This is a genomic window from Pantoea coffeiphila (genome assembly GCF_016909495.1).
In the GTDB taxonomy this organism is placed as follows: domain Bacteria; phylum Pseudomonadota; class Gammaproteobacteria; order Enterobacterales; family Enterobacteriaceae; genus Erwinia; species Erwinia coffeiphila.
Genome location: NZ_JAFBFW010000005.1, coordinates 99,400 through 124,335, shown reverse-complemented (window position 1 = coordinate 124,335; position 24,936 = coordinate 99,400). Strand labels below are relative to the sequence as shown.

Annotated in this window: 24 protein-coding genes; 11 read left to right on the top strand and 13 right to left on the bottom strand. The window is 56.0% G+C overall.

Translation table 11 applies throughout. The annotated features are described in order from the left end of the window. Positions 1 to 29: 29 nt before the first annotated feature. Positions 30 to 1,046, bottom strand: a complete 1,017-nt coding sequence (locus JOE09_RS16950) for a M48 family metallopeptidase (RefSeq protein ID WP_205066569.1) — start codon at positions 1,044 to 1,046, stop codon at positions 30 to 32. A 2-nt stretch (positions 1,047 to 1,048) separates the two neighbouring features. Beyond that, complete coding sequence (locus tag JOE09_RS16945) at positions 1,049 to 2,236, bottom strand: YjgN family protein (RefSeq protein ID WP_205066568.1); 1,188 nt, start codon at positions 2,234 to 2,236, stop codon at positions 1,049 to 1,051. A gap of 221 nt (positions 2,237 to 2,457) precedes the next feature. Here JOE09_RS16945 and JOE09_RS16940 point away from each other — a divergent pair, with 221 nt between their 5' ends. Continuing rightward, entirely contained in the window at positions 2,458 to 2,967 is a 510-nt protein-coding gene (locus JOE09_RS16940; RefSeq protein ID WP_205066567.1) for a GNAT family N-acetyltransferase, read from the top strand. Between the two features lie 755 nt (positions 2,968 to 3,722). Here JOE09_RS16940 and miaE read toward each other — a convergent pair. Both miaE and rraB read right to left on the bottom strand, forming a co-directional pair. Next, positions 3,723 to 4,484 (bottom strand): tRNA isopentenyl-2-thiomethyl-A-37 hydroxylase MiaE, encoded by a 762-nt coding sequence (gene miaE / locus JOE09_RS16935; protein WP_105593111.1) that lies wholly within the window; start codon positions 4,482 to 4,484, stop codon positions 3,723 to 3,725. 64 nt (positions 4,485 to 4,548) lie between these two features. Continuing rightward, on the bottom strand, positions 4,549 to 4,974 hold the full coding sequence (gene rraB / locus JOE09_RS16930) for a ribonuclease E inhibitor RraB (protein WP_105592974.1): 426 nt from the start codon (positions 4,972 to 4,974) through the stop codon (positions 4,549 to 4,551). A 158-nt stretch (positions 4,975 to 5,132) separates the two neighbouring features. Between rraB and argF the strand changes: the two genes are divergently transcribed. The 4 genes from argF to ridA all read left to right on the top strand — a co-directional run bounded on the left by argF (position 5,133) and on the right by ridA (position 8,296). Continuing rightward, positions 5,133 to 6,140, top strand: a complete 1,008-nt coding sequence (gene argF, locus JOE09_RS16925) for an ornithine carbamoyltransferase (protein ID WP_105592973.1) — start codon at positions 5,133 to 5,135, stop codon at positions 6,138 to 6,140. A 269-nt stretch (positions 6,141 to 6,409) separates the two neighbouring features. Further along, positions 6,410 to 7,369, top strand: coding sequence for an aspartate carbamoyltransferase (gene pyrB / locus JOE09_RS16920; protein ID WP_205066796.1), 960 nt, complete (start codon positions 6,410 to 6,412; stop codon positions 7,367 to 7,369). Further along, positions 7,356 to 7,820: an aspartate carbamoyltransferase regulatory subunit gene (gene pyrI, locus JOE09_RS16915; protein WP_105592972.1), complete on the top strand. Its 465-nt coding sequence runs from the start codon at positions 7,356 to 7,358 to the stop codon at positions 7,818 to 7,820. The genes pyrB and pyrI overlap by 14 nt, the downstream gene beginning before the upstream one ends. A gap of 89 nt (positions 7,821 to 7,909) precedes the next feature. After that, positions 7,910 to 8,296 (top strand): 2-iminobutanoate/2-iminopropanoate deaminase, encoded by a 387-nt coding sequence (ridA, locus tag JOE09_RS16910; protein ID WP_105592971.1) that lies wholly within the window; start codon positions 7,910 to 7,912, stop codon positions 8,294 to 8,296. Between the two features lie 45 nt (positions 8,297 to 8,341). On the opposite strand, the gene JOE09_RS16905 is transcribed toward ridA, so the two are convergent. Further along, positions 8,342 to 10,900 carry a DEAD/DEAH box helicase gene (locus tag JOE09_RS16905; RefSeq protein WP_205066566.1) on the bottom strand — a complete coding sequence of 853 codons (2,559 nt, stop codon included), beginning with the start codon at positions 10,898 to 10,900 and terminating at the stop codon, positions 8,342 to 8,344. 363 nt (positions 10,901 to 11,263) lie between these two features. Between JOE09_RS16905 and nrdD the strand changes: the two genes are divergently transcribed. The 3 genes from nrdD to JOE09_RS16890 all read left to right on the top strand — a co-directional run bounded on the left by nrdD (position 11,264) and on the right by JOE09_RS16890 (position 14,250). Continuing rightward, the gene (gene nrdD, locus JOE09_RS16900; protein ID WP_205066565.1) at positions 11,264 to 13,402 is read left to right on the top strand and encodes an anaerobic ribonucleoside-triphosphate reductase; all 2,139 of its coding nucleotides are present in this window, start codon (positions 11,264 to 11,266) and stop codon (positions 13,400 to 13,402) included. After that, complete coding sequence (gene nrdG, locus JOE09_RS16895) at positions 13,399 to 13,863, top strand: anaerobic ribonucleoside-triphosphate reductase-activating protein (RefSeq protein ID WP_105592968.1); 465 nt, start codon at positions 13,399 to 13,401, stop codon at positions 13,861 to 13,863. Before nrdD ends, nrdG begins: the two co-directional genes overlap by 4 nt. A gap of 84 nt (positions 13,864 to 13,947) precedes the next feature. Beyond that, positions 13,948 to 14,250 carry a GIY-YIG nuclease family protein gene (locus JOE09_RS16890; RefSeq protein ID WP_105592967.1) on the top strand — a complete coding sequence of 101 codons (303 nt, stop codon included), beginning with the start codon at positions 13,948 to 13,950 and terminating at the stop codon, positions 14,248 to 14,250. Here JOE09_RS16890 and JOE09_RS16885 read toward each other — a convergent pair. After that, a complete protein-coding gene (locus tag JOE09_RS16885; protein ID WP_205066564.1) occupies positions 14,237 to 14,740 on the bottom strand; it encodes a GNAT family N-acetyltransferase in 504 nt (167 codons plus the stop codon). The genes JOE09_RS16890 and JOE09_RS16885 overlap by 14 nt on opposite strands. Continuing rightward, the gene (gene ubiT / locus JOE09_RS16880; RefSeq protein WP_420830665.1) at positions 14,734 to 15,258 is read right to left on the bottom strand and encodes a ubiquinone anaerobic biosynthesis accessory factor UbiT; all 525 of its coding nucleotides are present in this window, start codon (positions 15,256 to 15,258) and stop codon (positions 14,734 to 14,736) included. Before ubiT ends, JOE09_RS16885 begins: the two co-directional genes overlap by 7 nt. Before the next feature lie 207 nt (positions 15,259 to 15,465). Here ubiT and ubiU point away from each other — a divergent pair, with 207 nt between their 5' ends. Together ubiU and JOE09_RS16870 are read left to right on the top strand one after the other, a co-directional pair. Continuing rightward, the gene (gene ubiU, locus JOE09_RS16875; protein ID WP_205066563.1) at positions 15,466 to 16,461 is read left to right on the top strand and encodes a ubiquinone anaerobic biosynthesis protein UbiU; all 996 of its coding nucleotides are present in this window, start codon (positions 15,466 to 15,468) and stop codon (positions 16,459 to 16,461) included. A gap of 11 nt (positions 16,462 to 16,472) precedes the next feature. After that, positions 16,473 to 17,351, top strand: a complete 879-nt coding sequence (locus JOE09_RS16870) for a U32 family peptidase (RefSeq protein WP_205066562.1) — start codon at positions 16,473 to 16,475, stop codon at positions 17,349 to 17,351. 9 nt (positions 17,352 to 17,360) lie between these two features. On the opposite strand, the gene JOE09_RS16865 is transcribed toward JOE09_RS16870, so the two are convergent. The 3 genes from JOE09_RS16865 to JOE09_RS16855 are packed head-to-tail and all read right to left on the bottom strand — an operon-like array spanning position 17,361 to position 20,586. After that, on the bottom strand, positions 17,361 to 18,482 hold the full coding sequence (locus tag JOE09_RS16865) for an ABC transporter permease (protein WP_205066561.1): 1,122 nt from the start codon (positions 18,480 to 18,482) through the stop codon (positions 17,361 to 17,363). Next, a complete protein-coding gene (locus JOE09_RS16860; protein ID WP_205066560.1) occupies positions 18,479 to 19,633 on the bottom strand; it encodes an ABC transporter permease in 1,155 nt (384 codons plus the stop codon). Before JOE09_RS16860 ends, JOE09_RS16865 begins: the two co-directional genes overlap by 4 nt. Next, positions 19,615 to 20,586: an HlyD family secretion protein gene (locus JOE09_RS16855; protein WP_205066559.1), complete on the bottom strand. Its 972-nt coding sequence runs from the start codon at positions 20,584 to 20,586 to the stop codon at positions 19,615 to 19,617. Before JOE09_RS16855 ends, JOE09_RS16860 begins: the two co-directional genes overlap by 19 nt. A 282-nt stretch (positions 20,587 to 20,868) precedes the next feature. Between JOE09_RS16855 and JOE09_RS16850 the strand changes: the two genes are divergently transcribed. Beyond that, a complete protein-coding gene (locus tag JOE09_RS16850; protein ID WP_205066558.1) occupies positions 20,869 to 21,876 on the top strand; it encodes a luciferase-like monooxygenase in 1,008 nt (335 codons plus the stop codon). Positions 21,877 to 21,941: 65 nt separating this feature from the next. Here the strand turns inward: JOE09_RS16850 and JOE09_RS16845 are convergent, their stop codons facing one another. The 3 genes from JOE09_RS16845 to nlpI all read right to left on the bottom strand — a co-directional run bounded on the left by JOE09_RS16845 (position 21,942) and on the right by nlpI (position 24,916). Then, positions 21,942 to 23,855, bottom strand: coding sequence for a DEAD/DEAH family ATP-dependent RNA helicase (locus JOE09_RS16845; RefSeq protein WP_205066557.1), 1,914 nt, complete (start codon positions 23,853 to 23,855; stop codon positions 21,942 to 21,944). Further along, a complete protein-coding gene (gene yrbN, locus JOE09_RS26450) occupies positions 23,848 to 23,922 on the bottom strand; it encodes a protein YrbN (protein WP_370348261.1) in 75 nt (24 codons plus the stop codon). The genes JOE09_RS16845 and yrbN overlap by 8 nt, the downstream gene beginning before the upstream one ends. 109 nt (positions 23,923 to 24,031) lie before the next feature. Beyond that, the gene (gene nlpI / locus JOE09_RS16835) at positions 24,032 to 24,916 is read right to left on the bottom strand and encodes a lipoprotein NlpI (protein WP_105592956.1); all 885 of its coding nucleotides are present in this window, start codon (positions 24,914 to 24,916) and stop codon (positions 24,032 to 24,034) included. Positions 24,917 to 24,936: the final 20 nt, after the last annotated feature.

Sequence of the window (24,936 nt, the reverse complement as noted above, 5' to 3'; positions counted from 1 at the left end):
GCCGTCTTTTGATGGCGGTTTTTTTTGCCCTATTCCGCCGCCCGAATCACCTTAATCCGCTCCGGCATATCCGGATGGGTACTCATCCATTCCGGTAAACTCAGCCCGCGACTCTCCTTCTCGCCCGACTGCTGAAGCTGGCTATAAATCTCCGCCATCGCAGCCAGTGAACGCCCCTGCGCCTTCATCTGCGCAATCGCATATGCATCCGCTTCCCGCTCCATGCTGCGCGAAAACTGCATCTGATGCACAAACGCCGCCGACTGTAACAGCGTATCACCAATGCCGCTGACGTCCCCGGTCAGCCACATATAGCTCAGCGAAATCAGCGACGAACGCACCAGCATCCGCATCGGATGGCGGTAATGATGATGGCCAATCTCATGCAGCATCACTGCCGCCAGCGCATCGTCGCTTTTCGCCATGCGCACCAGATCGTCACTGACCACCAGCGTACCGTCCGCCAGCATAAAGGCGTTCGCGCCACCGTCGAAATGCATAACCTTCAACCGCAGCGGCACCGCATCCTGCTTCATCTCACCGGGAATAACACGGCTGAACAGGCGTTCCATACGCTGTTGCTGCTCCGGCGTCAGTTTGCCGTCGCTAAATCCGCTGCTCTGCAACAGCGTCAGGGTTTGCTGCCCCACCTGCCGCTCAACGTAAGCCGGCATATTTGAAGCCAGCGCGGTACTGGCAGCAGGCAGGATGACCCAGACATACAGAGCGATAGCGGCCAGCGTCGCCAGCAGGGTCAGCCCGACGCCGCGCTTGTGCCGCTCCAGACGATGGACCAGGCCAGGACGATGGCGCTGCTGCCACCACTGACGGAATGCGGCATCGTCCTCCGGCACAAAGCGCCCGCCGTCGGCAAAGCTCAGCGTCAGGGGGATGCTACCCAGCGCATCAGATACCGTAATCGCATTGAGTAACGTAATCTGCTGCTGCCCGTTGCGGTCCAGTACCAGGTGCCGCTCATGCAACGTGAGACGGGCAGCCTCGCGAGCTGCCCGTCCGGGAGATTGATAGTAGCCGTTAAGCTGCAAAATCAGATTCCCGCATTCAGATCGAAAGCAGAAACCACCTCTTCCGCCACCGCTGTTCGGGCCGAGTCGTGGTGGGCCATCACTTCATCCAGCGAAATATCGCCCTCCAGCTCGGTACTGTTAGCCAGATAGCGCGCCAGTCGGATTTCGGCAATCGGGGCACCCAGTCCGAGGGTGAAGATCACGATCAGCGTGTTAGTCAGCGTCAGAGCCAGGAAAGCGCCCGTCGACAGCGTTGATTTCAGGCGCAGCTTATCGCCCAGCCGGGTCTGGCCGAAAACATAATTGCGTTGAGCCACCACTAAATAAGCGGAGGAGACTAAGCCACCGAACAGAATGACCAGGAAGGTCAGGAAAATATTCAGCACGTTGCCGGCCATCATATTACCCAGCATTTCCGGATCGCTGACGCCCATTGCCGAAGCATAGATGATCGAGGCAAACAGAGAACCAATCAACAGGCCACCGATAATCAGGAACGGCAGCATAATCAGGAAGCTGATCAATACCATTTTAATAAATGTCTTTTTGCTCAGCTCGGCTTTAAACGACAGCTGACCAAATGCCATATTATTGATATACAGATCGTGATTCAGCGCAGCAACAGTCCCCTGTATTGCCGCCAGTCCCACCAGATACAGTACGAAGCAAATCACCCCGACGGTCATTGTGGTGCTGATATTACCGCTGGTCGCACCTGCCGCGCCGATCATGCCGACCACCAGTAACAGCGCCAGAATCATCAGCACCGGTGCCAGGTACATCGTCCAGTACGCACGGCCAATGCGGCAGTGGTAGTTAAAGCGTACGCCGCGGAAGCTGCTCATCAGCGCGTTGTAGCGCCAGCTGCGGATGACGATCCACGGTATCAGCGCAAAGAAGGCCAGCATGGCGAACAGAGTCAGAGTCGGGGAGATAGAGGAAATAATAAAGAACAGCAGCAGACCAATAAAAACAATAACGCGGCCAATAAGCAGATTGATTGGCCGTGCGTGATAATCAAAACGATCGCCGGCAATTTCAGTATTACCATAGAAATAGCGGCGGCGGCGTACGGTGGCCCAGGCAGAATATATTCCTAACGTCACCATGGTCAGTAATGCATTGACTAACCAGATTGAGAAATATTCGCCTGCACGGCCGTGAAACAGCACCGGGTGGCGCTGAGAATGCGAGGTATTGTTTTCCATTAGATTTTCTTCCTGAAAATAAGAGAGCTAAATAATAGTTCAGAATATGAAAGCGGTATAACTGCCTGCTATTTAATCATGGTGCCGATGGCCAAACAATGGAATAGTTATCATTAAGATTAACCCTGGTACTGCCGGGAGATCACTCATCCGCGCATTGCATCATCGCCTCAGCAATGTTATTACACTTACCTGCCGCCGAACTGCTACGAGCCTGATTTATGACAACCGCGATTCAATCTACCCTGACTGTGCAAGTACGCCCGATTACACTTGCTGATAATCCCCATATTGCCGCGGTGATCCGCACGGTTTCTGCTGAATTTGGTTTAACGGCGGATAAAGGCTATACGGTTTCCGACCCGAACCTCGATCGTTTGTATGAGCTGTACAGCGAAACGAACAGCGCCTACTGGGTGGTAGAAGTGGAAGGTAAGGTGGTTGGCGGTGGCGGTTTGGCTCCGTTACAGGGCGGTGATGTGGATGTTTGTGAATTGCAGAAGATGTATTTCCTGCCGGAGGCTCGCGGTCTTGGCGTGGCACGAAATCTGGCATTGCAGGCGCTGGAGTTTGGTCGTGAGCGTGGGTTTAAACGTTGCTATCTGGAAACTACCGCGTCACTGACGCGCGCGATTCGCCTGTATGAGCATCTTGGTTTTCAGCATATCGATGGCCCGATGGGCTATACCGGGCATGTGGATTGTGAAGTCACGATGCTGAAGGCGCTTTAATTTTACCTGAGTCGCCTGAACTTTAGTGCTCTCGCTGACTGGCGGTGGCTTCGGGCGGGCGGGTCCTCGCGCCGCGTTGCGGTCCCTTCTCTTCGTTCGTTAGCCTGTCGGACCGCCACAGACTGGGCTTCCTGCCCAGACCGTGCCTTCCGCCCACGTCCGTGTGGGCGAATCCTGGCTTCCTCTCTCCGTTCAGCGCTGCGGATGCACCGACCGAAGCCACCGCCAGTCCGCTGATAACGTCTGTGTTGCATGAAAAAACTGACACACCAACCAACAGCCCATCAGCAAATAAAGTCTGTGTTACCTGGAAAAGTGGACATACCTACCAACAATCCCTCAGCAAATAAAGTCTGCGTTACTGGAAAAACGAGTACCTGAGGCGAAGGCATAGCGGCCACTGCCAGATAATCGACAACGCAAAGACGGACAAATCAGCAACCGCCAGCCTTCAATGAAAGCCTGTGTTAGCTGGAAAACGTGCAACTTATGTGAAGGGAGAGCGGCCTCTGCGGCTGACGGACAATCCGCAGCGCTGAGGAGCAGGCTGTGGGACCGGAGAGACCAGCAGGGATGCTGGGCTCAGGCGCAGCGCGGGCAGGACGCCCGCTCTGCGCCGATCCGAAAGGCCCGCAGCCGAAGCCGAAGGCACCGCGAAGCGGCGCGAGGACCGTCCGGCAGCCGCAGAGGCCGCTCTCCGTACTCCCACACTAACAAGCTAACAGGCAGTACCAGAACCGATCCCCGACATGCCATCAAAAATCCGGCATCCCGCTATGGAAACGCAGTTCGCTATCCGGCTCACTGATTAAGCGGGCCTCGGTTTCACCAAACTTCCGTACCCGTGCGCTGATATCCTGCCCGGAAATCAGCGTCGCCAGCGCCAGATAATCCTGATAGTGTCGCGCTTCCGAACGCAGCAGCGAGACGTAGAAAGCCGACAGCTCGTCATCAAGATACGGTGCCAGGCTGGCAAAACGCTCGCAGGAACGCGCTTCGATATAGGCGCTGCAAATCAGCTTATCCACCAGCGTCTGCGGCTCATAGGTGGCAACTTCTCGCAGCAGCCCTTTGGCATAGCGGCTGGCGGTAATTTTCGCATAGGGAATATTCCGCGCCTGCATAATCTCCAACACCTGATAAAAATGATGCAGCTCTTCTTTGATCAGCAGCACCATCTTATCAACCAGCTCGTCGCCGTAGGGCGCTTCTTCGCGGGTAATAATGGTTTTAGACAGCGCCCGGTGCTGTTCAAGAAACGTCAGGTCGCTGTGCGAATTGTGGACGAAGTTTTCCCACGGCTTCAGCCACGCCAGCAGCGCATCGCCGCTGGCTTTATCGGCCACGTACTTACGGATCAGCCACATGGCGGTTTGTGCCGCTTTTAGCTCACAGACCAGGTGATCGGTCAGCAGCAGGGCCAGATTTTGCGGTTTACGCGCTTCGTCGATCCACGCCTGCGGTGTGCGGCAAAGCAGGAAGCCGTGAATGGGAGCAAGGAGATGTTCGATATTCATCATTCGGACCAGAGAGGAAAGAATCAGCACGCCGCAGAGAGCCTGCGGCGTGCACTATGCGGGATTAGTGACGTACGCCGTTGTCTTCCTCGTCGTCTGCCTCATCTTCACCGTCTTCATCTTCGTCCTGAGCATCAGGATCTTCGAAGTAGGTGCCCCAGCCATCGTAATCAACGTTGAATTTCGCCACCAGATCCACCAGCTGTTCAACCTGCTTGTCGATCAGATCCGCGTTCAGCGCGCCTTCGCTCAGGATATCGCAGCACATTACGGTGGTGCCGTCTTCCAGTTCCAGCTCTTCCGGCTCGGTGACTTCATAACCCAGTTTGAACGCTTCTACCGCCGCCTTCTCCAGCGCGTCAAAGCTGTCGCAGGAAAAATGATGCTCAATCGTATACAGCGCATCAGGATCGCTACCGTCTTCCAGCAGCTCTTCGATAATTAACCGCGTCTCTTCACGCTGCTCAGCCAAAAATGCTTCATTAGCCATGATCCGTTCCTTAATTTATGGGTCTTGTTTGATTATTTTCCCACAGCGCCCTCTGCGCCACTACCTTTATACAAAAGTTTCTGCACGCCGGGGTTGAAAGTGAATATTAATACGGTTAGATTGAATTTAAATTCATTAAAGATTACCTGGAGTGCTTTATGAGTCATCTGTACCAACGTCATTTCCTCAGGCTGCTGGATTTTACCCCCGCCGAAATCAACGGCTTACTCGCTCTGGCCTCAACGCTTAAGACCGATAAGAAAAACGGTGAAGAAATTCAGCATCTGAAAGGCAAGAATATTGCGCTCATCTTCGAAAAAGACTCGACCCGTACCCGATGCTCTTTCGAAGTTGCCGCTTACGACCAGGGCGCTAACGTCACCTATCTTGGCCCAAGCGGTAGCCAGATCGGCCACAAAGAGTCGATGAAGGACACGGCTCGCGTGCTGGGACGGATGTATGACGGTATTCAGTATCGCGGCCACGGCCAGGCGCTGGTGGAATCGCTGGCTGAACATGCCGGGGTGCCGGTATGGAACGGTCTGACCAATGAGTTCCACCCGACCCAGCTACTGGCCGATCTGCTGACCATGCAGGAACATCTGCCGGAGAAAGCCTTCAGCCAGATGACCTTCGCCTACGTTGGCGACGCACGTAACAATATGGGTAACTCCATGCTGGAAGCGGCGGCGCTGGTGGGTCTGGATCTGCGCCTGGTCGCGCCGAAAGGCTGCTGGCCGGATGAAAAGCTGGTGCAAGAGTGTCGCACAGCGGCTGAGAAGACCGGTGGCAAAATTACCCTGACCGAAGACATTGCGGCGGGTGTAAAAGGCGCTGACTTTATCTATACCGACGTCTGGGTTTCTATGGGCGAGCCGAAAGAAGTCTGGGCCGAACGTATTGCGCTGCTGCGTAGCTATCAGGTCAATACGGCGATGCTGGAATTGACCGGTAATCCGCAGGTGAAGTTCCTGCACTGCCTGCCCGCTTTCCACGACGATCAAACCACGCTGGGCCAGCAGATGGCACAACAGTACGATCTGCACGGCGGTATGGAAGTCACCGATGAGGTGTTTGAATCTGCGCACAGCGTAGTGTTCGATCAGGCGGAAAACCGTCTGCATACCATCAAAGCGGTGATGGTGGCGACGCTGGCAAAACTGTAGTAATCCGGCGGGAGGCAAACGATTACCCGGCGCGCGATTTTCACTTGCCGTGCCGTTTCGAATGCGTATAATGCCCCCCGTTTGCCGGGAGGAACCATGCCACAGAACGCTATCAACATCACCGTTCACCCACGTCTGTACACAGGCGGGCAGTGCCGTTTTTCCTTCCGCTGCAAGACCGATCATCAGAAGAAAGCCCCTCATTGAGGGGCTTTTTTTTGTCCTTTTTTCAGTACCGGCACGCGTAGAGGAGAGTGAACATGGCGACTATTGCCAATCCGCTATATCACAAACATATTATTTCGATTAACGATCTCAACCGTGAAGAGCTGGAACTGGTGCTGCGCACCGCCGCCAGCCTGAAGGCGAATCCTCAGCCGGAACTGCTGAAACATAAAGTGATTGCCAGCTGCTTCTTCGAAGCATCGACCCGTACCCGCCTGTCGTTTGAAACGGCGATCCACCGCCTCGGTGCCTCCGTAGTGGGCTTTGCCGACGGCAGCAACACCTCGCTGGGTAAAAAGGGCGAAACGCTGGCGGATACCATTTCGGTGATTGGCACCTACGTCGATGCGATTGTGATGCGCCATCCGCAGGAAGGCGCTGCACGCCTGGCGACCGAGTTTTCCGGCGGTATCCCGATCCTGAACGCCGGTGACGGCGCGAACCAGCATCCGACGCAGACCCTGCTGGATTTGTTTACCCTGCAGGAAACGCAGGGCCGTCTGAACAACCTGCACGTGGCGATGGTCGGCGATCTGAAATATGGCCGCACCGTTCACTCGCTGACTCAGGCGCTGGCCAAGTTCGAAGGCAACCGCTTCTACTTTATCGCGCCGGATGCGCTGGCCATGCCGACCTACATTACCGATATGCTGGATGAAAAAGGTATTGTCTGGACCCGCCACGATAATATTGAAGAGGTGGTGCCGCAGGTGGATATTCTGTATATGACCCGAGTGCAGAAAGAGCGCCTGGACCCGTCGGAATACGCGAACGTCAAGGCCCAGTTTATTCTGCGCGCCAGTGACCTGGCCCACGCCCGCGACAATATGAAGGTGCTGCACCCGCTGCCTCGCATCGATGAGATCGATACCGACGTCGACAGCACGCCTTATGCCTGGTACTTCCAGCAGGCAGGCAACGGTATCTACGCACGCCAGGCGCTGCTGGCGCTGGTACTCAACAGCGAACTGGCTAATCAGGAGAAGCATGATGACGCACGATAATAAATTACAGGTAGAAGCGATTAAATGCGGCACCGTGATTGACCATATCCCGGCGCAGGTAGGCTTTAAGCTGCTTTCCCTTTTCCGCCTGACCGAAACCGATCAGCGCATCACCATCGGCCTGAACCTGCCGTCCGGCGAGATGGGGCGCAAGGATATCATCAAGATCGAGAATACATTCCTCACTGACGATCAGATCAACCAGCTGGCGCTCTACGCGCCGCACGCCACGGTTAACCGCATTGATGATTATGACGTGGTGGCGAAAAGCTCCCCGACGCTACCGGAACGCATTGAGCGCGTGCTGACCTGCCCGAACAGCAACTGCATCAGCCGCAACGAGCCGGTGTATTCCAGCTTCGCGGTGAAAGCACGCAACGCCAGTCTCTACCTCAAGTGCAAATACTGTGAGAAAGAGTTTGCCCACCATGTGGTTATGGCGAACGACTGATTCCTGTTTGCAGGCTTGAGCCGATATGGTAAATATCGCTGGGGCGCGCTAAGTCGCCCCGCAAACCTCAGACACATTCAGGAGAAACTATGTCTCGCGAAATCAGTACTGAAAACGCCCCGGCAGCGATTGGTCCCTATGTTCAGGGCGTCGATCTCGGCAGCATGATTATCACTTCTGGCCAGATCCCGGTAGATCCAAAAACCGGCAGCGTGCCCGATGATATTACCGCGCAGGCGCGTCAGTCGCTGGAAAACGTACGGGCCATCGTGGAAGCGGCCGGTCTGAAAGTCGGTGATATTGTGAAAACCACCGTATTTGTGAAAGATCTGAACGACTTCACCACGGTGAATGCCGCATACGAAGCCTTCTTTACCGAGCATCAGGCCAGCTTCCCGGCGCGTTCCTGCGTGGAAGTGGCTCGTCTGCCGAAAGATGTGAAGATTGAGATCGAAGCGATCGCCGTTCGTCGCTAAAGGTGCGGGCGGAGGCTTCCGCCCCGCATTGACCGACCGGGGAAATCAGGTCAGCAGCAGGGTCAGGTCATCCTGACTGAAGCTGGCCGGTTCGCTCAGTTCATCCGCCAGGATCTCCCCCGCCAGTTCTGCTTTATGCTGCTGTAACGCCACCACTTTCTCTTCAATGGTATCCGCCGCAATCAGCTTGTAAACAAAGACCGGCTTATCCTGGCCGAGGCGATAGGCACGATCGGTCGCCTGATTTTCCGCCGCCGGGTTCCACCAGGGATCGTAGTGGATCACCGTATCCGCCGCCGTCAGGTTCAGCCCGACGCCGCCCGCTTTCAGGCTAATCAGAAACACCGGGACTTCGCCCTGCTGGAAGCGCCGTACCGGCTCATTGCGATCGCGGGTGCTGCCGGTCAGGGTGACAAAATCAATCCGCGCGCGCTGTAGCTCTTCCGCAATAAGGGTCAGCATCGAGGTGAACTGCGAGAAGATCAGAATACGCCGATCTTCAGCCAGCAGATCGTTGAGCATTTCGCGCAGCAGCTTAAGCTTGGCGGAGTGCTTCACTTTTTCCGCCCGCACGTCCTCCACCAGCCGCGGATCGCAGCAAATTTGCCGCAGTTTCAGCAGTGCATCCAGTACCAGCAGATGGCTCCGCCCTGCCCCCTGCTGTTGCACCGCCAGCTGCACCCGATCCTGCATCGCCGCGCGCACCTGGTCATACAGTTCCCGCTGCGCGCCTTCCAGCGGCACGCTGCGCACGATGGTGTTTTTCGGCGGCAGCTCTTTCGCCACTTCCTGCTTGCGGCGGCGCAGCATAAACGGCCGCACGCGCTTCGCCAGAAGGTCACGACGAGCTTTATCACCGTTACGCTCAACCGGGACCCGCCACTCCTGCATAAAGTCGCGCTCGCTGCCCAGGAACCCCGGCAGCAGGAAGTCAAACTGCGACCACAGCTCGCCAAGGTGGTTTTCCAGCGGCGTACCGGTCAGGCACAGACGATGACGGGTCTTAAGCCCGCGGATCACCGAGGCCGCACGTGAAGCGCTGTTCTTCACGTACTGCGCCTCGTCGAGGATCAGCATGTGGTAGGCGTGTGCGACCAGCTGCGGCTGATCGCGCCACAGCAGGGAGTAGGTGGTAATCACCACATCGTACTGCTCCACCTGCTCGAAAAAGTCTTTACGCTGCGGACCGGTCAGTGCCAGCACGCGCAGGTCGGGCGCAAAGCGAGTCGCCTCGCAGCACCAGTTATGCACCAGCGTGGTCGGAACGACGATCAGCGCCGGTCGGTCAAGTCGGCCGGCTTCTTTCTCCAGCAGCAGATGCGCCAGAGTCTGAATGGTTTTACCCAGCCCCATGTCATCCGCCAGCACGCCCGCCAGCTGATGCTGACGCAGGAACTGCATCCAGCTGACGCCCTGCAGCTGGTAGTCTCGCAGCGTGGCTTTCAGCCCCACTGGCGGAGCGACCGGCTGCACGCCATCATTGCCGCTGAGCTTTTGCGACAGCTGATGCACCGCGCTGTCGCTGTCAAAGGTCCAGCGGCTATAGGGATCGCTCTGGCCAAGGCGACCGACGTCCCATGCGGCCAGCCTGAGCGGCTGCGGGTCCTGCCTGTCGAACAGGTCGATCAGATTACCCACCAGCGGCTTGAGCTGCGCGGCGCGGAACAGCAAACGCCGGTCGCGTTCATCGCGCAGTTCAATTTGTTCATCATCAGGAATCAGGTTCAGGCTGCCGCCCATCCAGCGCCTGTCGCGGGCAAACAGCCCCGCCAGCAGCGGTTCCAGCCTCACGCGCTGGCGACCCAGTTTCAATGCCAGCTCCAGATCGAACCAGCCATCCTGAGCCTGCACCGCACGCCCTTCAATGGCGTCCACTTCGGTCACGTTCCAGGTAAAGTCGCTGTCCATGCGGATTTTCCAGCCGCGCCTGCGCAGTGCCGGCAGGCCGGTTTTAATAAAATCTCGCCATTCAGCGGGCGTTTCCGGGGCGAAGATCTCCGGTGGCAGCGGCGCAGGGGTATAGATATGGCCCGCCGGGATGGTTTGCAGCCCGGCATGCTGGATCTGCGCCAGCCAGTTCTGTTCTTCTTCTATATGGCGGGCAACGTGATAGTGCTGTCCTTTACGGTCGCTAAAGCTTTGCGCACGGCTTCCCGCATCGACCCGCACGCCGGCGTAGTCGAAGCTGACCGAGGCGAAGTCCAGGCGTTTCTGCCGGTGGCCGTAGTGGCCGTAACCGCTGATAAACTTGGCCCGGGATTCAAGCTGTAACGTGGGGATCGGCTCGGCGTGGATGGTGTTCAGTACGGCTTTTTCCACAGTCTGCCGCGGGCGCAGATTGGCGAGCATCACCGCGGCGACGTGGCGACAGTTATTTTTTACCGCGCAGCTGCATTCGCCGCTGGCCTGTAGCCTGCCCTGAGGACGGCTGAAATGCACCAGTACGCTGTAAGGCTCTGCCGCTCGCCCGGCAACTTCGCCGGTCAGCAGCCGGTTCTGCCACTGGATATTCTGCACGCTGGCGACCAGATCGCGCGCACGGGCAACGGTTCGTACCCCCAGCCAGCGGACGACCTGATTTTCGTTGTAGGTGACGGACGACATCGTGCAGTTATTCCTGGTTGAATCGGGCAAATACACTTTTGCCCCACGGCAACCGGCAATAATATTAATTCCAGGGGTAGGAATGCAACTGCGACAGCACACTAGCGGGCTAAAAGCAGACTGATGCGGCTTGCCTGCTCAGGTATTCATCCACTGCGGGTCATTTTTACCTCTTCACCGCGCCCTGATTTCCTGCCCCCTGGAAATATCTGTAGCAATCCATCCAGACGGCTGGCCTGTCTCCCACGCGTCGTAATCTTTGTTTCAGGTCAACAAAATCTCGTTTAAATACGATCAAAGCACTACATATAGCGCTTAATATACCACTCGCAACCTATATATAGATTTCACAGGAGAGTGGCGGTGGTAACTGAGGTCATCAAACGGGACGGCTGCATTGTGGCTTTTGATCCCGCACGTATTGAGGCGGCGATTCGTGCTGCCGCTCAGGCGGCACGGGTTGAGGATAAGGATTACTGTGCCACCGTCGCCGGTCTGGTCAGTGCTGCACTGGCCGGGCATCAGCGGGTTGATATTGCCGACGTGCAGAAGGCGGTGGAGGATCGGCTGATGGCCGGTGCCTATCCGCAGCTGGCACGCTGCTACATTGAGTATCGTCACGATCGCGATGTCGCCCGCGAGCTACGCGGGCGGCTGAATCACGAGATCCGCGGGCTGGTTGAACAAAGCAACACCGCGCTGCTGAATGAAAACGCCAACAAAGACAGCAAGGTGATCCCAACCCAGCGCGATCTGCTGGCGGGGATCGTGGCAAAACACTATGCTCGCCAACACCTGCTGCCGCGCGATGTGGTCAGCGCCCACGAGCGTGGCGAGATCCACTATCACGATCTCGACTACTCGCCGTTTTTCCCGATGTTTAACTGTATGCTGATCGATCTGCGCGGCATGCTGACCCACGGCTTCAAAATGGGTAATGCCGAGATTGAGCCGCCAAAATCAATCTCCACCGCCACCGCAGTGACCGCACAGATTATTGCTCAGGTCGCCAGCCACATTTACGGCGGCACCACCATCAACCGTATTGATGAGGTGCTGGCTCCCTACGTTGAGGCCAGCCTGGAAAAACATCGCCAGGTGGCACTCAGCTGGCAGATTGCGGACGCCGAAGCCTATGCCCGCAGTCGTACGGAAAAAGAGTGCTACGACGCTTTCCAGTCGCTGGAATATGAGGTCAACACGCTGCATACCGCCAACGGTCAGACGCCGTTTGTCACCTTCGGCTTTGGCCTGGGGGAGAGCTGGGCCGCCCGGCTGATCCAGCAGTCGATTCTGCGCAACCGCATTGCCGGGCTCGGGAAAAATCACAAAACCGCCGTGTTTCCGAAGCTGGTATTCGCCATCAGGGCCGGGCTTAACCGCCTGCCCGGCGAAGCTAATTATGATATCAAGCAGCTGGCGCTGGAGTGTGCCAGCAAGCGTATGTACCCCGATATTCTTAATTACGACCGGGTGGTTGATGTTACCGGTTCCTTTAAAACGCCGATGGGCTGCCGCAGCTTCCTCGGCGTTTATGAAGAAAACGGGGAGCAGATCCACGATGGCCGCAACAATATCGGCGTGATCAGCCTGAACCTGCCGCGCATCGCGCTGGAAGCGAACGGTGACGAAAAGCGCTTTTGGGCGCTGCTGGACAGTCGGCTGCTGCTGGCTAAAAAGGCGTTGATGACGCGCATTGCCCGGCTGGAAAACGTCAAGGCACGGGTCGCCCCCATCCTGTATATGGAGGGTGCCTGCGGCGTGAGGTTGCAGGCAGATGAACCGGTTGCCGGTATTTTTAAAAACGGCCGCGCGTCGATTTCCCTCGGCTATATCGGGATTCATGAAACCTTGAACGCCCTGAGCGGTGGCGCGGTTCACCCGTACGATGACATCCGTCTGCGGGAGACCGGGCTGGCGATTGTCAGTCACCTGCGCCAGGCAGTGGAGCGCTGGAAAGACGAAACCGGCTACGGCTTCAGCCTGTACAGTACGCCAAGTGAAAACCTCTGCGATCGCTTCTGCCGTCTTGATGCCGCCGAGTTTGGCGTGGTCGCCGGTGTGACCGATAAAGGCTATTACACCAACAGTTTCCATCTGGACGTTGAGAAGAAGGTGAACCCTTACGATAAAATCGACTTCGAAGCCGCCTATCCGCCTTTAGCCAACGGCGGGTTTATCTGCTACGGCGAGTATCCGAATATTCAGCACAACCTGAAAGCACTGGAGGACGTCTGGGACTACAGCTACCAACACGTGCCCTACTACGGCACCAATACGCCGATTGATGAGTGCTACGAGTGCGGATTTACCGGGGAGTTCGACTGTACCAGCAAAGGCTTTACCTGCCCGAAATGCGGTAACCATGACAGCAGCCGGGTATCGGTCACGCGGCGGGTGTGCGGCTATCTCGGCAGTCCGGATGCTCGCCCGTTTAATTCCGGCAAGCAGGAAGAAGTTAAGCGGCGGGTGAAACACCTTGCATCAGGTCAGCTGGGGTGAATATCCATCAGTATTACCCGGTTGATATCGTTAACGGACCGGGTACACGCTGCACGCTGTTTGTCTCCGGCTGCGAGCATCAGTGCCCCGGCTGCTATAACCAGAGTACCTGGCGGGTGAACTCCGGGGTGCCTTTTTCCATTGAGATGGAAGAGCGGCTGATCGCCGATCTCAACGACAGCCGCATCCCACGCCAGGGGCTGTCGCTGTCCGGCGGCGATCCGCTGCATCCGGCCAACCTGAGCGATGTTCGACGGCTGCTGAGCCGTGTGCGGCGCGACTGCCCGGGAAAAGATATCTGGATGTGGACCGGCTATCAGATGGCGGAACTGAGCGAACGACAGCAGGAGGTGGTGGCCCTGGTCAACGTGCTGATTGACGGGAAATACGTCCGGGAATTGCGCGATCCGTCGCTGCTGTGGCGCGGCAGCAGCAATCAGGTGATCCACCGGCTGCGTTGAAGATCGGCGACGGCGGTGAGACGCACCCCCTGCTCACGCATTTTTACGCTAAAGTAGCGGTGACCGCCGTTTTCGAGAAGACTTATGAGCACAACTGCCGCCAGCTGGCGACTCTACATCCTGCGCACCGCGAAAGGCATGCTGTATACCGGCATCACCAACGATATAGACCGGCGTTTTAACCAGCATCAGAGCGGTAAAGGCGCGAAAGCGCTGCGTGGGAAAGGGCCACTGGAGCTGCTGTTTCACTGTGAAGCCGGCGATCGCTCGCAGGCATCAAAGCTGGAATATCAGGTGAAACAGCTGAAAAGAAATGAAAAAATCAGGCTGATTACCCATCAGCCTGAATCTTTATCTGCCTGGCTTGAAGGGCTCAGAAACGGTTAAACGGCTCGGAATAGCCAATTTCACCCGTTACGCTTTCAAAAGCATCGTCCGCCAGTTTATAGACCTGCAACGCCGTTTCCGTATCTGGCCAACGGCAGTACAGCTGGTGCTGCGCGGCGCTTTCAAAGCCGAACCGCGTGTAAAAGTCCGCGTCACCTAATACCACAACGGCGGCATAGCCGAACTCATTTAACGTATCCAGCCCTTCATAAACCAGCTGCTTGCCCAGCCCCTGACCACGGACGCTTTCGTCAACAGCCAGCGGGGCAAGGCCAACCCACTGCCGATCTTCTTCATTCAGCGTGACCGGGCTGAAGGCCGCGTAGCCCAGTACCTGGCCTTCGTCATCGGTGGCAACGACGCCCAGCGTCAGCAGCCCGTCTTCACGCAGCTGCTGCACCAGTTCCGCTTCAGCAGATGTCGGGAAACTGCGGCGCAGCAGACCATCGATGCTGGCGGCATCAACACCAATTTCGGTACGAATTAACATGACACACCTGCGCGATCCGGCGAGGAAGTCGCGTCCTCTTTTAGTCCGGCCTCAACAAAGTCGGCCAGTTGCATAAGCCCGAGGCGCATTGGCTTCGGCATGGATTCAATATCGATTGCGTCCATCAAATTCTTCACTTCCAGACCCAGTTCGGTATCGCCTTCAATATGCAGTCGGCGCTGGAAGAACAGCGTGTCGGGGTCCTGCCTGCGTGCCGCAATCAATAACAGGTCGTTGGCATTGCCGCGAAACCAGACGTCGCAGTCGCTGCGTTCGGCAACCAAAAGCTGCCCATTTTCAACCGTGACTGACCAGCGTAGCTCAAGATCGCTAACTTCTATACCCAGCCAGCGATTTTCAAGAAAATCCAGCTCGCCTTCTGCCAGCGCCTGCTGAAACTGCCAGCGTAACAATCCCTGTAATAGCGGCTTTTTCAGCGCAAACGGGGTGAATCGCAGTGGGAAGCGCAGCAGCTGCGGCCCTTTACGAACGCAGTGGGTACGTAGCGGGTTCAACACCATTATTACTCCTTACGAAAAATTTCGCCTATTTTGCCACAATGGCAGAGCGCGTCAGGCGGCTGGATCAATAAAATGGGCGAACTATACGGTTTTTAGCAGGGAATCCGTCCCTCATCAATACGCCATTCGATGCCTTAAATCAAAATTTGTCGCCGCTTTCCTCTCTAGAATCATCGATTCTTCTGTCTAATGGGATTGATCCTTATGGAACTGCTGTGCCCGGCCGGGAATCTTCCGGCACTGAAAGCCGCCATTGAAAACGGCGCTGACGCGGTCTACATCGGTCTGAAAGATGAAACCAACGCCCGTCATTTTGCCGGTCTTAACTTCACGGATAAGCGCCTGCAGGAAGCATCTCGCTTCGTTCATCAGCATAAACGCAAGCTGCATGTGGCAATTAACACCTTTGCTCATCCGGATGGCTACAGCCGCTGGCAGCGAGCGGTGGATATGGCCGCCGATGCCGGTGCCGACGCGCTGATCCTCGCCGATATCGCCATGCTGGCCTACGCCGCTGAGCGCTATCCGCAGATTGAACGCCATCTCTCTGTACAGGCCTCCGCGACCAATGCCGCAGCCGTGCGTTTCTATCAGCGTAACTTTGATGTGGCTCGGGTGGTACTGCCGCGCGTGCTATCTATCCATCAGGTGCGCCAGCTCGCACGGGATACCAACGTGCCGCTGGAGGTGTTCGCTTTCGGCAGCCTGTGCATTATGGCCGAGGGCCGTTGCTACCTCTCCTCTTACCTGACCGGCGAGTCGCCCAATACCGTCGGAGCCTGTTCTCCTGCGCGCTTTGTTCGCTGGCAGCAGACCGCTGACGGGCTGGAGTCGCGGCTGAATGAGGTGCTGATCGATCGCTACGAGAACGGCGAAAATGCCGGTTACCCTACCCTGTGCAAAGGCCGCTACACGCTGGACGGTCAGCGCTACCACGCGCTGGAGGAACCCACCAGTCTGAACACGCTGGAGCTGCTGCCGGAGCTGATGGCAACCAATATCGCCTCGGTCAAAATCGAAGGCCGCCAGCGCAGCCCCGCCTATGTGGCTCAGGTGACGCGTATCTGGCGACAGGCTATCGATCGCTGCAAAACGTCCCCGGAAAACTTTGTCGCTCAGCCCCAGTGGATGGCGGCATTGTCCGAGCTGAGTGAAGGTACGCAGACCACGCTGGGTGCCTGGCACCGGCAGTGGCAATAGGAGAATTGAAAATGAATTATTCCCTGGGGCCGGTGCTGTGGTACTGGCCGCATGAGGCGCTGCAGGATTTCTATCGCGCGGCTGCAGGAAGCGAAGCGCAGATTATCTACCTTGGTGAATCGGTATGCAGCAAGCGGCGGGCGACCAAATTCAACGACTGGCTGGCAATGGCCCGGGAGCTGGCAGCAGCAGGAAAACAGGTGGTGCTGAGCACGCTGGCGCTGTTGCAGTCGCCCTCCGAGCTGACCGAGCTGAAGCGCTATGTGGATAACGGCGAGTTTATGATTGAAGCCAGTGACTTTGGTGCGGTCACGCTGGCCAGTGAGGCCGGGCTGCCCTTCGTGGCCGGGCCTGCGCTGAATGTCTATAACGCCGTCACGCTGGAACTGCTGCTCAAGATGGGGATGACTCGCTGGTGTATGCCGGTTGAGCTTTCAAGGGACTGGCTGGCCAACCTGCTGACGCAGTGTGAAGAGCTGGGTATTCGCGATAAGTTCGAGGTTGAGGTGATGAGCTACGGTTATCTGCCGCTCGCTTATTCTGCCCGCTGCTTTACCGCACGTTCGGAAAACCGCAGCAAGGATGACTGCCAGACCTGCTGCATTAACTATCCCCAGGGCCGCAGCCTGCACACTCAGGAAGATCAGCAGGTGTTCGTACTCAACGGTATTCAGACCATGAGTGGGTACTGCTACAACCTCGGTAATGAGCTGGCCTCAATGCAAGGGCTGGTCGACGTGGTGCGCCTCTCTCCATCGGGCATCGATACGCTGGAGGTTGTCAGCCAGTTTCGGGCCAATGAAACCGGCCACCGTCCGATAGCGCTGGCAGCACGCGGTGATTGCAACGGTTACTGGCAGCGAGTGGCCGGGCTGGAGCTGATCGGATAAGCGCAGCATTTAGCCCGGTGGGCGCAGCCGCCAGCCGTTTTCGCGCAGTTTTGCCACCAGTAATCCCGCGGTGGCATAAACTGCGCCCATCGCCAGCAGTACAATGACATACTCCCTGACTTCCACGACCGGCAGCCCCATCTGGTTGACTCCAGCAATCATTCTGGCCCCCCATGTGGAGGGAAGCATCATGGAAATAGTATGTACCCAGTCCGGCATGGATTGCACCGGCCAGAGAGTACCCGAAAGGTAGTAGACCGGCGTGGTGATAAACGACAGCGACAGATAAATACGCTCTACCTCTCGAATGCATTCGGTCAACAGCTTTGCCAGCCCCAGCACCGCCAGTTGAAACGGTAGCGTCAGCAGCACTATCTCAGCCAACGGAGCCGTTTGTCGGTATCCCAGCACCCAGGGCCACAGCCCAAACAGCACTATCGATAAAAATAGCCAGACGGGGATTAGGGCTGACAGCGTTCCCATCGTCACCGCCAGCGGCAGCTTCCCCTGGCTGCGCAGAGTGATATTGACCCGCACCCCGGCAATCAGTAACGAATGCTGCAGTAACATCACCAGCAGGCCGGGAAAAACGATAGCGGCAAAACTGATCCCGGGGTTAAACACCTCGACCGTTTGCCCAATGACGGGATTAAGAATAACGTCTGCCTCACGGGTGCTGAAGCCCTGCTGCTGCATCAGCTGCATGCTGTACTGGTCCAACACCTGCTGATAAGCGGCAATCACATCCAGCTCAATCTGACCGTTTGCCAGCCGGTTAGTCGCATCACCGTAAACCGGGATATTGACCTGTTTACCTGACAGCATTTTCTGCTCAAGGTCCTGTGGCATCAGGACTACCGCGAACAGTTTACGCAGTCCCAGATCGCGCAGAGCATCCGGCAGGTTCTCATAGATCTGCGTGTTCACCTTTGGCGTGGCATTCAGCTGCCGGGTAATTAATCGGCTGGCCTTGCTATGGTCCATATCAATCACCGCCACCGGCAGGTCCCACACGCTGCGATTCATATACACCGTGCTCATCACGCACAGAGAAAACAGCAGCATCAACCACATTGGTTTTTGCAGCATACGCATTAACGTAGAACTAAAAGCTTGCCACCAAAGCGTCACTGTGCGACCTCCGGTTTAATCAGCCGTTGGTAGAGACGCTTACGAACCAGCAGTGCAGCGATCAGCGGATAAATCATCAACAACGCACAAACGCTGGTTACCGGTTTCCCCGGTACATCACGCAGAAAAATATCAAACATGGCGTAAAGTGCATGAGTCAGTGGTTCAATATTGGATATCAGTTGAGCAGGCCATGGCATCGACAGTTCCGGCATCGCAATACCGGAAAAGGTCAGCGCAAGGCTGACGAAAATCCCCATCATGCTGTAGGCAGTAATCGCGCTGCCGGTAAAGGTAAACAGCATCACCCCGAGGCTTTGCGCCGCCATGACGTAAAAAAACGCCACGGCCAGCATATAAAATGGATTACCCACCACTCTTGCGTCGAAAATCCCCACCAGCAGAGCGATTTCGGTCATCAACAGCGCGGTGTAGCAAAGCGTGAAAGGAAACAGTTTGCCCAGTACCGCCGATGCAAAATGTCGCTGATAAATTAACGGGCGTGCCCGAGCCAGCAGCCAGATGGTCAACGTCACGGTGAACAGCTGAACCAAATGAATGCAGGCCGCAAACTGCTGATAGTAGATATAGCTGGCACTGGCATTAAACAGGCTGTCGTAATCAAGGCTGACATTTGGCAAGACAGGCATCGTGCGACTACTCGCCGCCAGCAGCCAGGGGCGATACTGATTATTCAAATCGGTCATCAGACCGCTGAAGTCCTGAGTCGAATAAAATCCGGCACCGTAAAACAGCGCATTGTAGTAAAGACTGATACGCGGCTGTCTTCCTGCCAACAGGTCCGCCTCGAAAAAAGGGGGGATCATCAGCACCGCATAATCTTCTGCACGGCGAAGGCGTTCCAGCGCATCCGGTAACCCCCCGTCGGCAACGGTGACTTCGGCATGTGACCCCGCATTCAGATCGCGAATCAGCTGACGAGATGCCTCACTGCGATCGCTATCGACGGCCACGACCGGCAGATCGAGCAAGGTTCCGGCAGAGAAATTACTGGCGATCAGCGCAAACAGCAGCAGAGGAAAACACCAGCCAAGCCAGTGGACGACGGGCTTACGCCAGGAAACCAAAATTTCATGACGAAATGCGCGCCGGAAGGCCCAAAGCCTGCGACTCATTCCTGCCATTGCCATAGCGCACTCATTCCCTGACGTAAGTCTTTTACCGGTGCTAACGGATACAGGCGAACTTCAAACGTCTTCAGGTCGAAGTCACCGGTGGCGCGGGTCGCGCGTTTTGTCGCATAGTCACCCAACGGAGCGATGTAGCGAACTTCAGCCTCAATTTGCTGATTGTTCAGCGCAGGCACACGCAGCAGGACTTTATCGCCTTTGCGCACGTGCGCAAGAATGTCCTCGCGCAAATCAAACACAAACCACGCCGTGGGTAATTCAAGAAGCGTAATCAGCGGGCTACCGGCATTGAGTAATTCACCTCGTTCAGCAGGGATCGGGCCAACTTCGCCTGCAACCGGCGCTCTGACCAGCAGTTCATCGGTTTGCGCTTTAATCTCCAGCAGATCCTGTTCTGCCTGATGCAGCTGGGCGGCATAGGCAGCACGCTGTTCAACACGATCGCCGTGCAAACCCTGATCGAGATTCGCCTGTGCAGCCAGCATCTGCTGCCGGGCGCTGTCGCGGCTTCTGCGGGCATTATCCAGGTCCTGGGCGGAAATATAGCCCTGCTTTGCTACAGAGAGGTCACGTTGCCAGGTTGCCTCGGCATTAAGATAGTCGGCGCGGGACTGTTCGAACTGAGCGCGTAAATTACGGATCGTCTCTTCGCGAGTACCGTCAAGGGAAAGGTTGAGTATCTGCTGTGCCTGTTCGCGAGCTGCTTCAGCGGCTTTCAACTGGGCGATAAGTTCGGGAGCTTCAAGCTGAATAAGAGGTTGCCCGATAACCACATCATCACCACGACGAACCAGTTTTTCGACTACGCGGCCACGAGCTTTGGAAGAGACAATAACTTCCGTAGCGTCAACTTCACCCTGTAACAGCAAATAATGATTGTGTGCACGAATCAAAATGGTCAAAGCAACTGCCAGAACGATCAGCAGAAGGGTAAAAAATGCCGTTTTCTTCATGAAACTTCCCCGTTTTTTATCAATAAATGGGGAAACGACCAGCCAGCCATTGTGCTTTCCTTTGCATAAAAATGGTCCATATTGAAGGAATATACGATCGCTGATTTAAGGTTTCTTACCGTAAAACCACTTTTAGCGGTATAACGCATTCACAGACACCCGCACGAAGATCGTGGGCGGTTAAATCTTTTACAAAGTGCTGCAAACGGACAATCGTTTGGCAAACATATATCGTAGCCTTGCACGATGTATGAGTCGGAATCTGAGAATAAGTGAGCATCTATGTCTGAGAAAAAAACAGTACCGCTTTCGGTACTCGATCTTGCCCCTATTCCGCTTGGTGCTTCCCCGCGCGAGGCGTTTCACAATTCGCTCTCTCTGGCCAGGCAGTCAGAGAAGCTGGGCTATCACCGCTACTGGCTGGCTGAGCACCACAACATGACCGGTATTGCCAGCGCGGCGACCTCGGTGCTGATTGGGTATCTGGCGGCGAATACGCAAACCCTGCGGCTTGGCTCCGGCGGCGTGATGCTACCGAACCACTCTCCGCTGGTGATTGCCGAACAGTTCGGTACGCTGGAATCACTGTATCCGGGCCGTATTGATCTGGGACTTGGCCGCGCGCCGGGTTCCGATCAGCGCACGATGATGGCGCTACGCCGTCATATGGGCGGCCATGTGGATAATTTCCCTGCCGATGTGGCTGAGATGATTAGCTGGTTCGACGCAACCGGGAACGATGCACCGGCGGTGCAGCCAGTGCCGGGACTGGGATTAAACATTCCGGTGTGGCTGCTGGGATCCAGCCTTTACAGCGCACAGCTGGCGGCACAGCTGGGTCTGCCGTTTGCGTTTGCCTCGCACTTTGCCCCGGACATGCTGATGCAGGCGCTGCATCTGTACCGTGAAAACTTCAAACCGTCGGCACGTCTGTCGCAACCTTATGCCATGGTGTGTATCAATATCGTTGCCGCCGACAGCGAGCGCGATGCGCGGTTCCTGTTTACCTCAATGCAGCAGCAGTTCATTAACCTGCGCCGGGGTCAACCGGGTCCACTGCCGCCGCCGGTGGAAAATATTGATAGTCTGTGGTCGTCTTCCGAGCAGTACGGCGTGCAGCAGGCGCTGAGTATGTCTGTCGTGGGAGATAAAGAGAAGGTCCGTCAGGGGCTGGCAAGCCTGATGCGTGAGACTCAGGCGGATGAAATTATGGTTAACGGGCAGATTTTCGATCCCGAGGCACGCCTCTACTCCTTTGAGTTGGCCATGCAGGTACGAAACTCTTTGTAATTTTTCACAAATTGCAGACATAAAAAAACCAGCCCGCAGGCTGGTTTTTTATTTGGCATCAGTGATTATGCATCACGACGACGGGCTGGCGCGCTGCCGCCTTCTTCGCGACGTGGACCACGGTTGCCACCGTCACGGTTGAAGCCGCCTGGGCGACGTTCACCGCTGCGCTCGTTGCTGAAGCGACGACCGCCTTCACCACCACGACCGCCTTCACGACGCTCGCCACCGCCGAAACCACCACGGCCTGGGCCGCCTGGACGACGCTCACCACCGCGATCGCTGCGTGGCTGTGCATCGCCAATCAGCTGCATATTCATTGGTTTGTTCAGAATACGCGTACGAGTAAAGTGCTGAAGCACTTCGCCCGGCATGCCTTTTGGCAGTTCGATAGTAGAGTGAGTACCGAACAGCTTGATGTTACCGATGTAACGGCTGCTGATATCGCCTTCGTTAGCGATCGCGCCAACGATATGACGAACTTCAACACCATCATCACGGCCAACTTCAATACGGTACACTTCCATATCGCCAACTTCACGACGCTCACGACGCGGACGGTCACCGTCGCGCTCACCGCGTGCTTCACGTGGGCCGCGCTCTGGACGGTCACCGCGACGATCGTCACGCTCACGGAATTCACGACGTGGGCGCTGTGGAGCATCAGCAGGAACGATCAGAGGACGTTCGCCCTGGGCCATTTTCAGCAGTGCTGCGGCCAGAGTTTCGATGTCCAGCTCTTCAGCAGGCTGCAGTTTAGCCAGCAGTGCGCGGTACTGATCCAGATCGCTGCTTTCCAGCTGCTGCTGTACTTTTGCTGCGAACTTAGCCAGACGACGTTCACCCAGCAGTTCTGCGTTAGGCAGATCCACTTCAGGGATGGTCAGCTTCATGGTGCGTTCGATGTTACGCAGCAGACGACGCTCGCGGTTCTCAACGAACAGCAGTGCGCGACCAGCACGGCCAGCACGACCGGTACGACCGATACGGTGGACGTAAGACTCGGCATCCATAGGAATGTCGTAGTTAACCACCAGGCTGATACGCTCAACGTCCAGGCCACGAGCCGCAACGTCGGTTGCAATCAGAATGTCCAGACGGCCATCTTTCAGACGCTCCAGAGTCTGCTCACGCAGAGCCTGGTTCATGTCACCGTTCAGCGCTGCACTGTTGTAACCGCTGCGCTCCAGCGCTTCAGCCACTTCCAGCGTTGCGTTTTTGGTACGCACGAAGATGATTGCAGCGTCGAAGTCTTCCGCTTCCAGGAAGCGAGTCAGTGCATCAGTTTTACGGCCATAGGCAGTCCAGTAGCTCTGGCTGATGTCAGGACGCGTAGTCAGGCTTGACTGAATGCGCACTTCCTGTGGATCTTTCATGAAACGCTTAGTGATACGGCGAATGGCTTCCGGCATGGTTGCAGAGAACAGCGCGGTCTGATGACCGTCTGGGATCTGCGCCATGATGGTTTCAACGTCTTCGATGAAGCCCATACGCAGCATTTCATCTGCTTCGTCCAGTACCAGACCACGCAGGTTAGACAGGTCCAGAGTGCCACGCTTCAGGTGGTCCAGCAGACGGCCTGGGGTACCAACAACAACCTGAGGTCCCTGACGCAGAGCACGCAGCTGCACGTCATAACGCTGGCCGCCGTACAGGGCCACAACGTTAAGACCACGCATGTGTTTAGAGAATTCGGTTACGGCTTCAGCAACCTGAACCGCCAGTTCGCGGGTCGGTGCCAGCACCAGAATCTGTGGTGCTTTAACAGTTGGGTCAATGTTGTTCAGCAGCGGCAGGGAGAATGCCGCAGTTTTACCACTCCCGGTCTGTGCCATACCCAGAACGTCACGGCCCGCCAGCAGGTGAGGAATACACTCTGCCTGGATTGGGGAAGGCTTCACGTAGCCCATACCGTTCAGTGCTTCAAGGATATCAGCGTTCAGGCCAAGGTCGGAAAAAGTGGTTTGAATATCAGTCATGTAGTACACGTGCCTCGTAGATTTCGGCGGCCAGTCTACATAACTCGTCGTGAAAATTTTCAGTCATTTTCATCAAAAAGTGTGAACCGGCTCAAATTAGTGGTTTCGACGAACAAAAATGCCCTCATCCGCGAAGATGATGACTTTTCAAAGTTCAGGCAATAAAAGTTCGTCAGCTATTGCTGGTCGGATTCTGATAAATCGTCTTGTGTCTGGCCGAGTAGCGCCAGCTCCAACAATGCATATCGGTGCTCAACGAAGTTATGAACGTTGTTAGCGACCGTCAGCTTGAACAACGCTTCTGCGTTGTCCTTCTCCCCCAGACTTAGGTAGTACTTACCTAAATAGAAGTTGGTTTCACTGAGATGTTCAGCGAGCGAAGTGTTATCCGTTGCGTCCGCCTGGAGGCGCTCCGTCAGCGTTTTTTCGCTGATGTCGCCCAGGTAGAACTCGACAATATTCCATCCCCATTGGTCCTTTACCGCTTTGTCGTAACGCTGCTTCAGCGAAACTTTGGCCTGTTCTGCGTCGATCTCACGTTCAGTGAGATACAGCCACAGGCTGCGGAAGGGATCGTTAGGATCGTCTTGATAAAACGCCTGCAGATCATCTTGCGCTAATTTAAATCTTCCGCCGTAGTAAAGGGCGATACCGCGATTTAAGTGCGCATAATTGTAAGTTGGATCAAGCTCAAGTACAGAATCAAACGCTTCATAGGCAGCATCAAAGTTGCCTGCCTGCGTTAAATATATGCCTAAGTAATTGAATACTTCGGGCATATCCGGTCTGATAGATAGCGCCTGAGAAAAGTCATTCCGCGCCAGTGCTCTCAAACCTAAACTATCATACAACACTCCGCGCTCATATAACAGCTGTGCGCGTTCATCATCGGTCAATGACCGACTGGCAAGAATTTGTTCCATGCGAGCAAGAATGACTTCCTGTTGCAGCGTAGGCTGCAGCGGAACTGCCAAAATTTCGTTCTCACGCCAATTGGTGTTGCTGCATCCTGCCAGCGTTAAAGCTGTCGCAACGAAACACCAGCGCAAAAATGGCTTCATTTCCCACTCCCACAAACAAA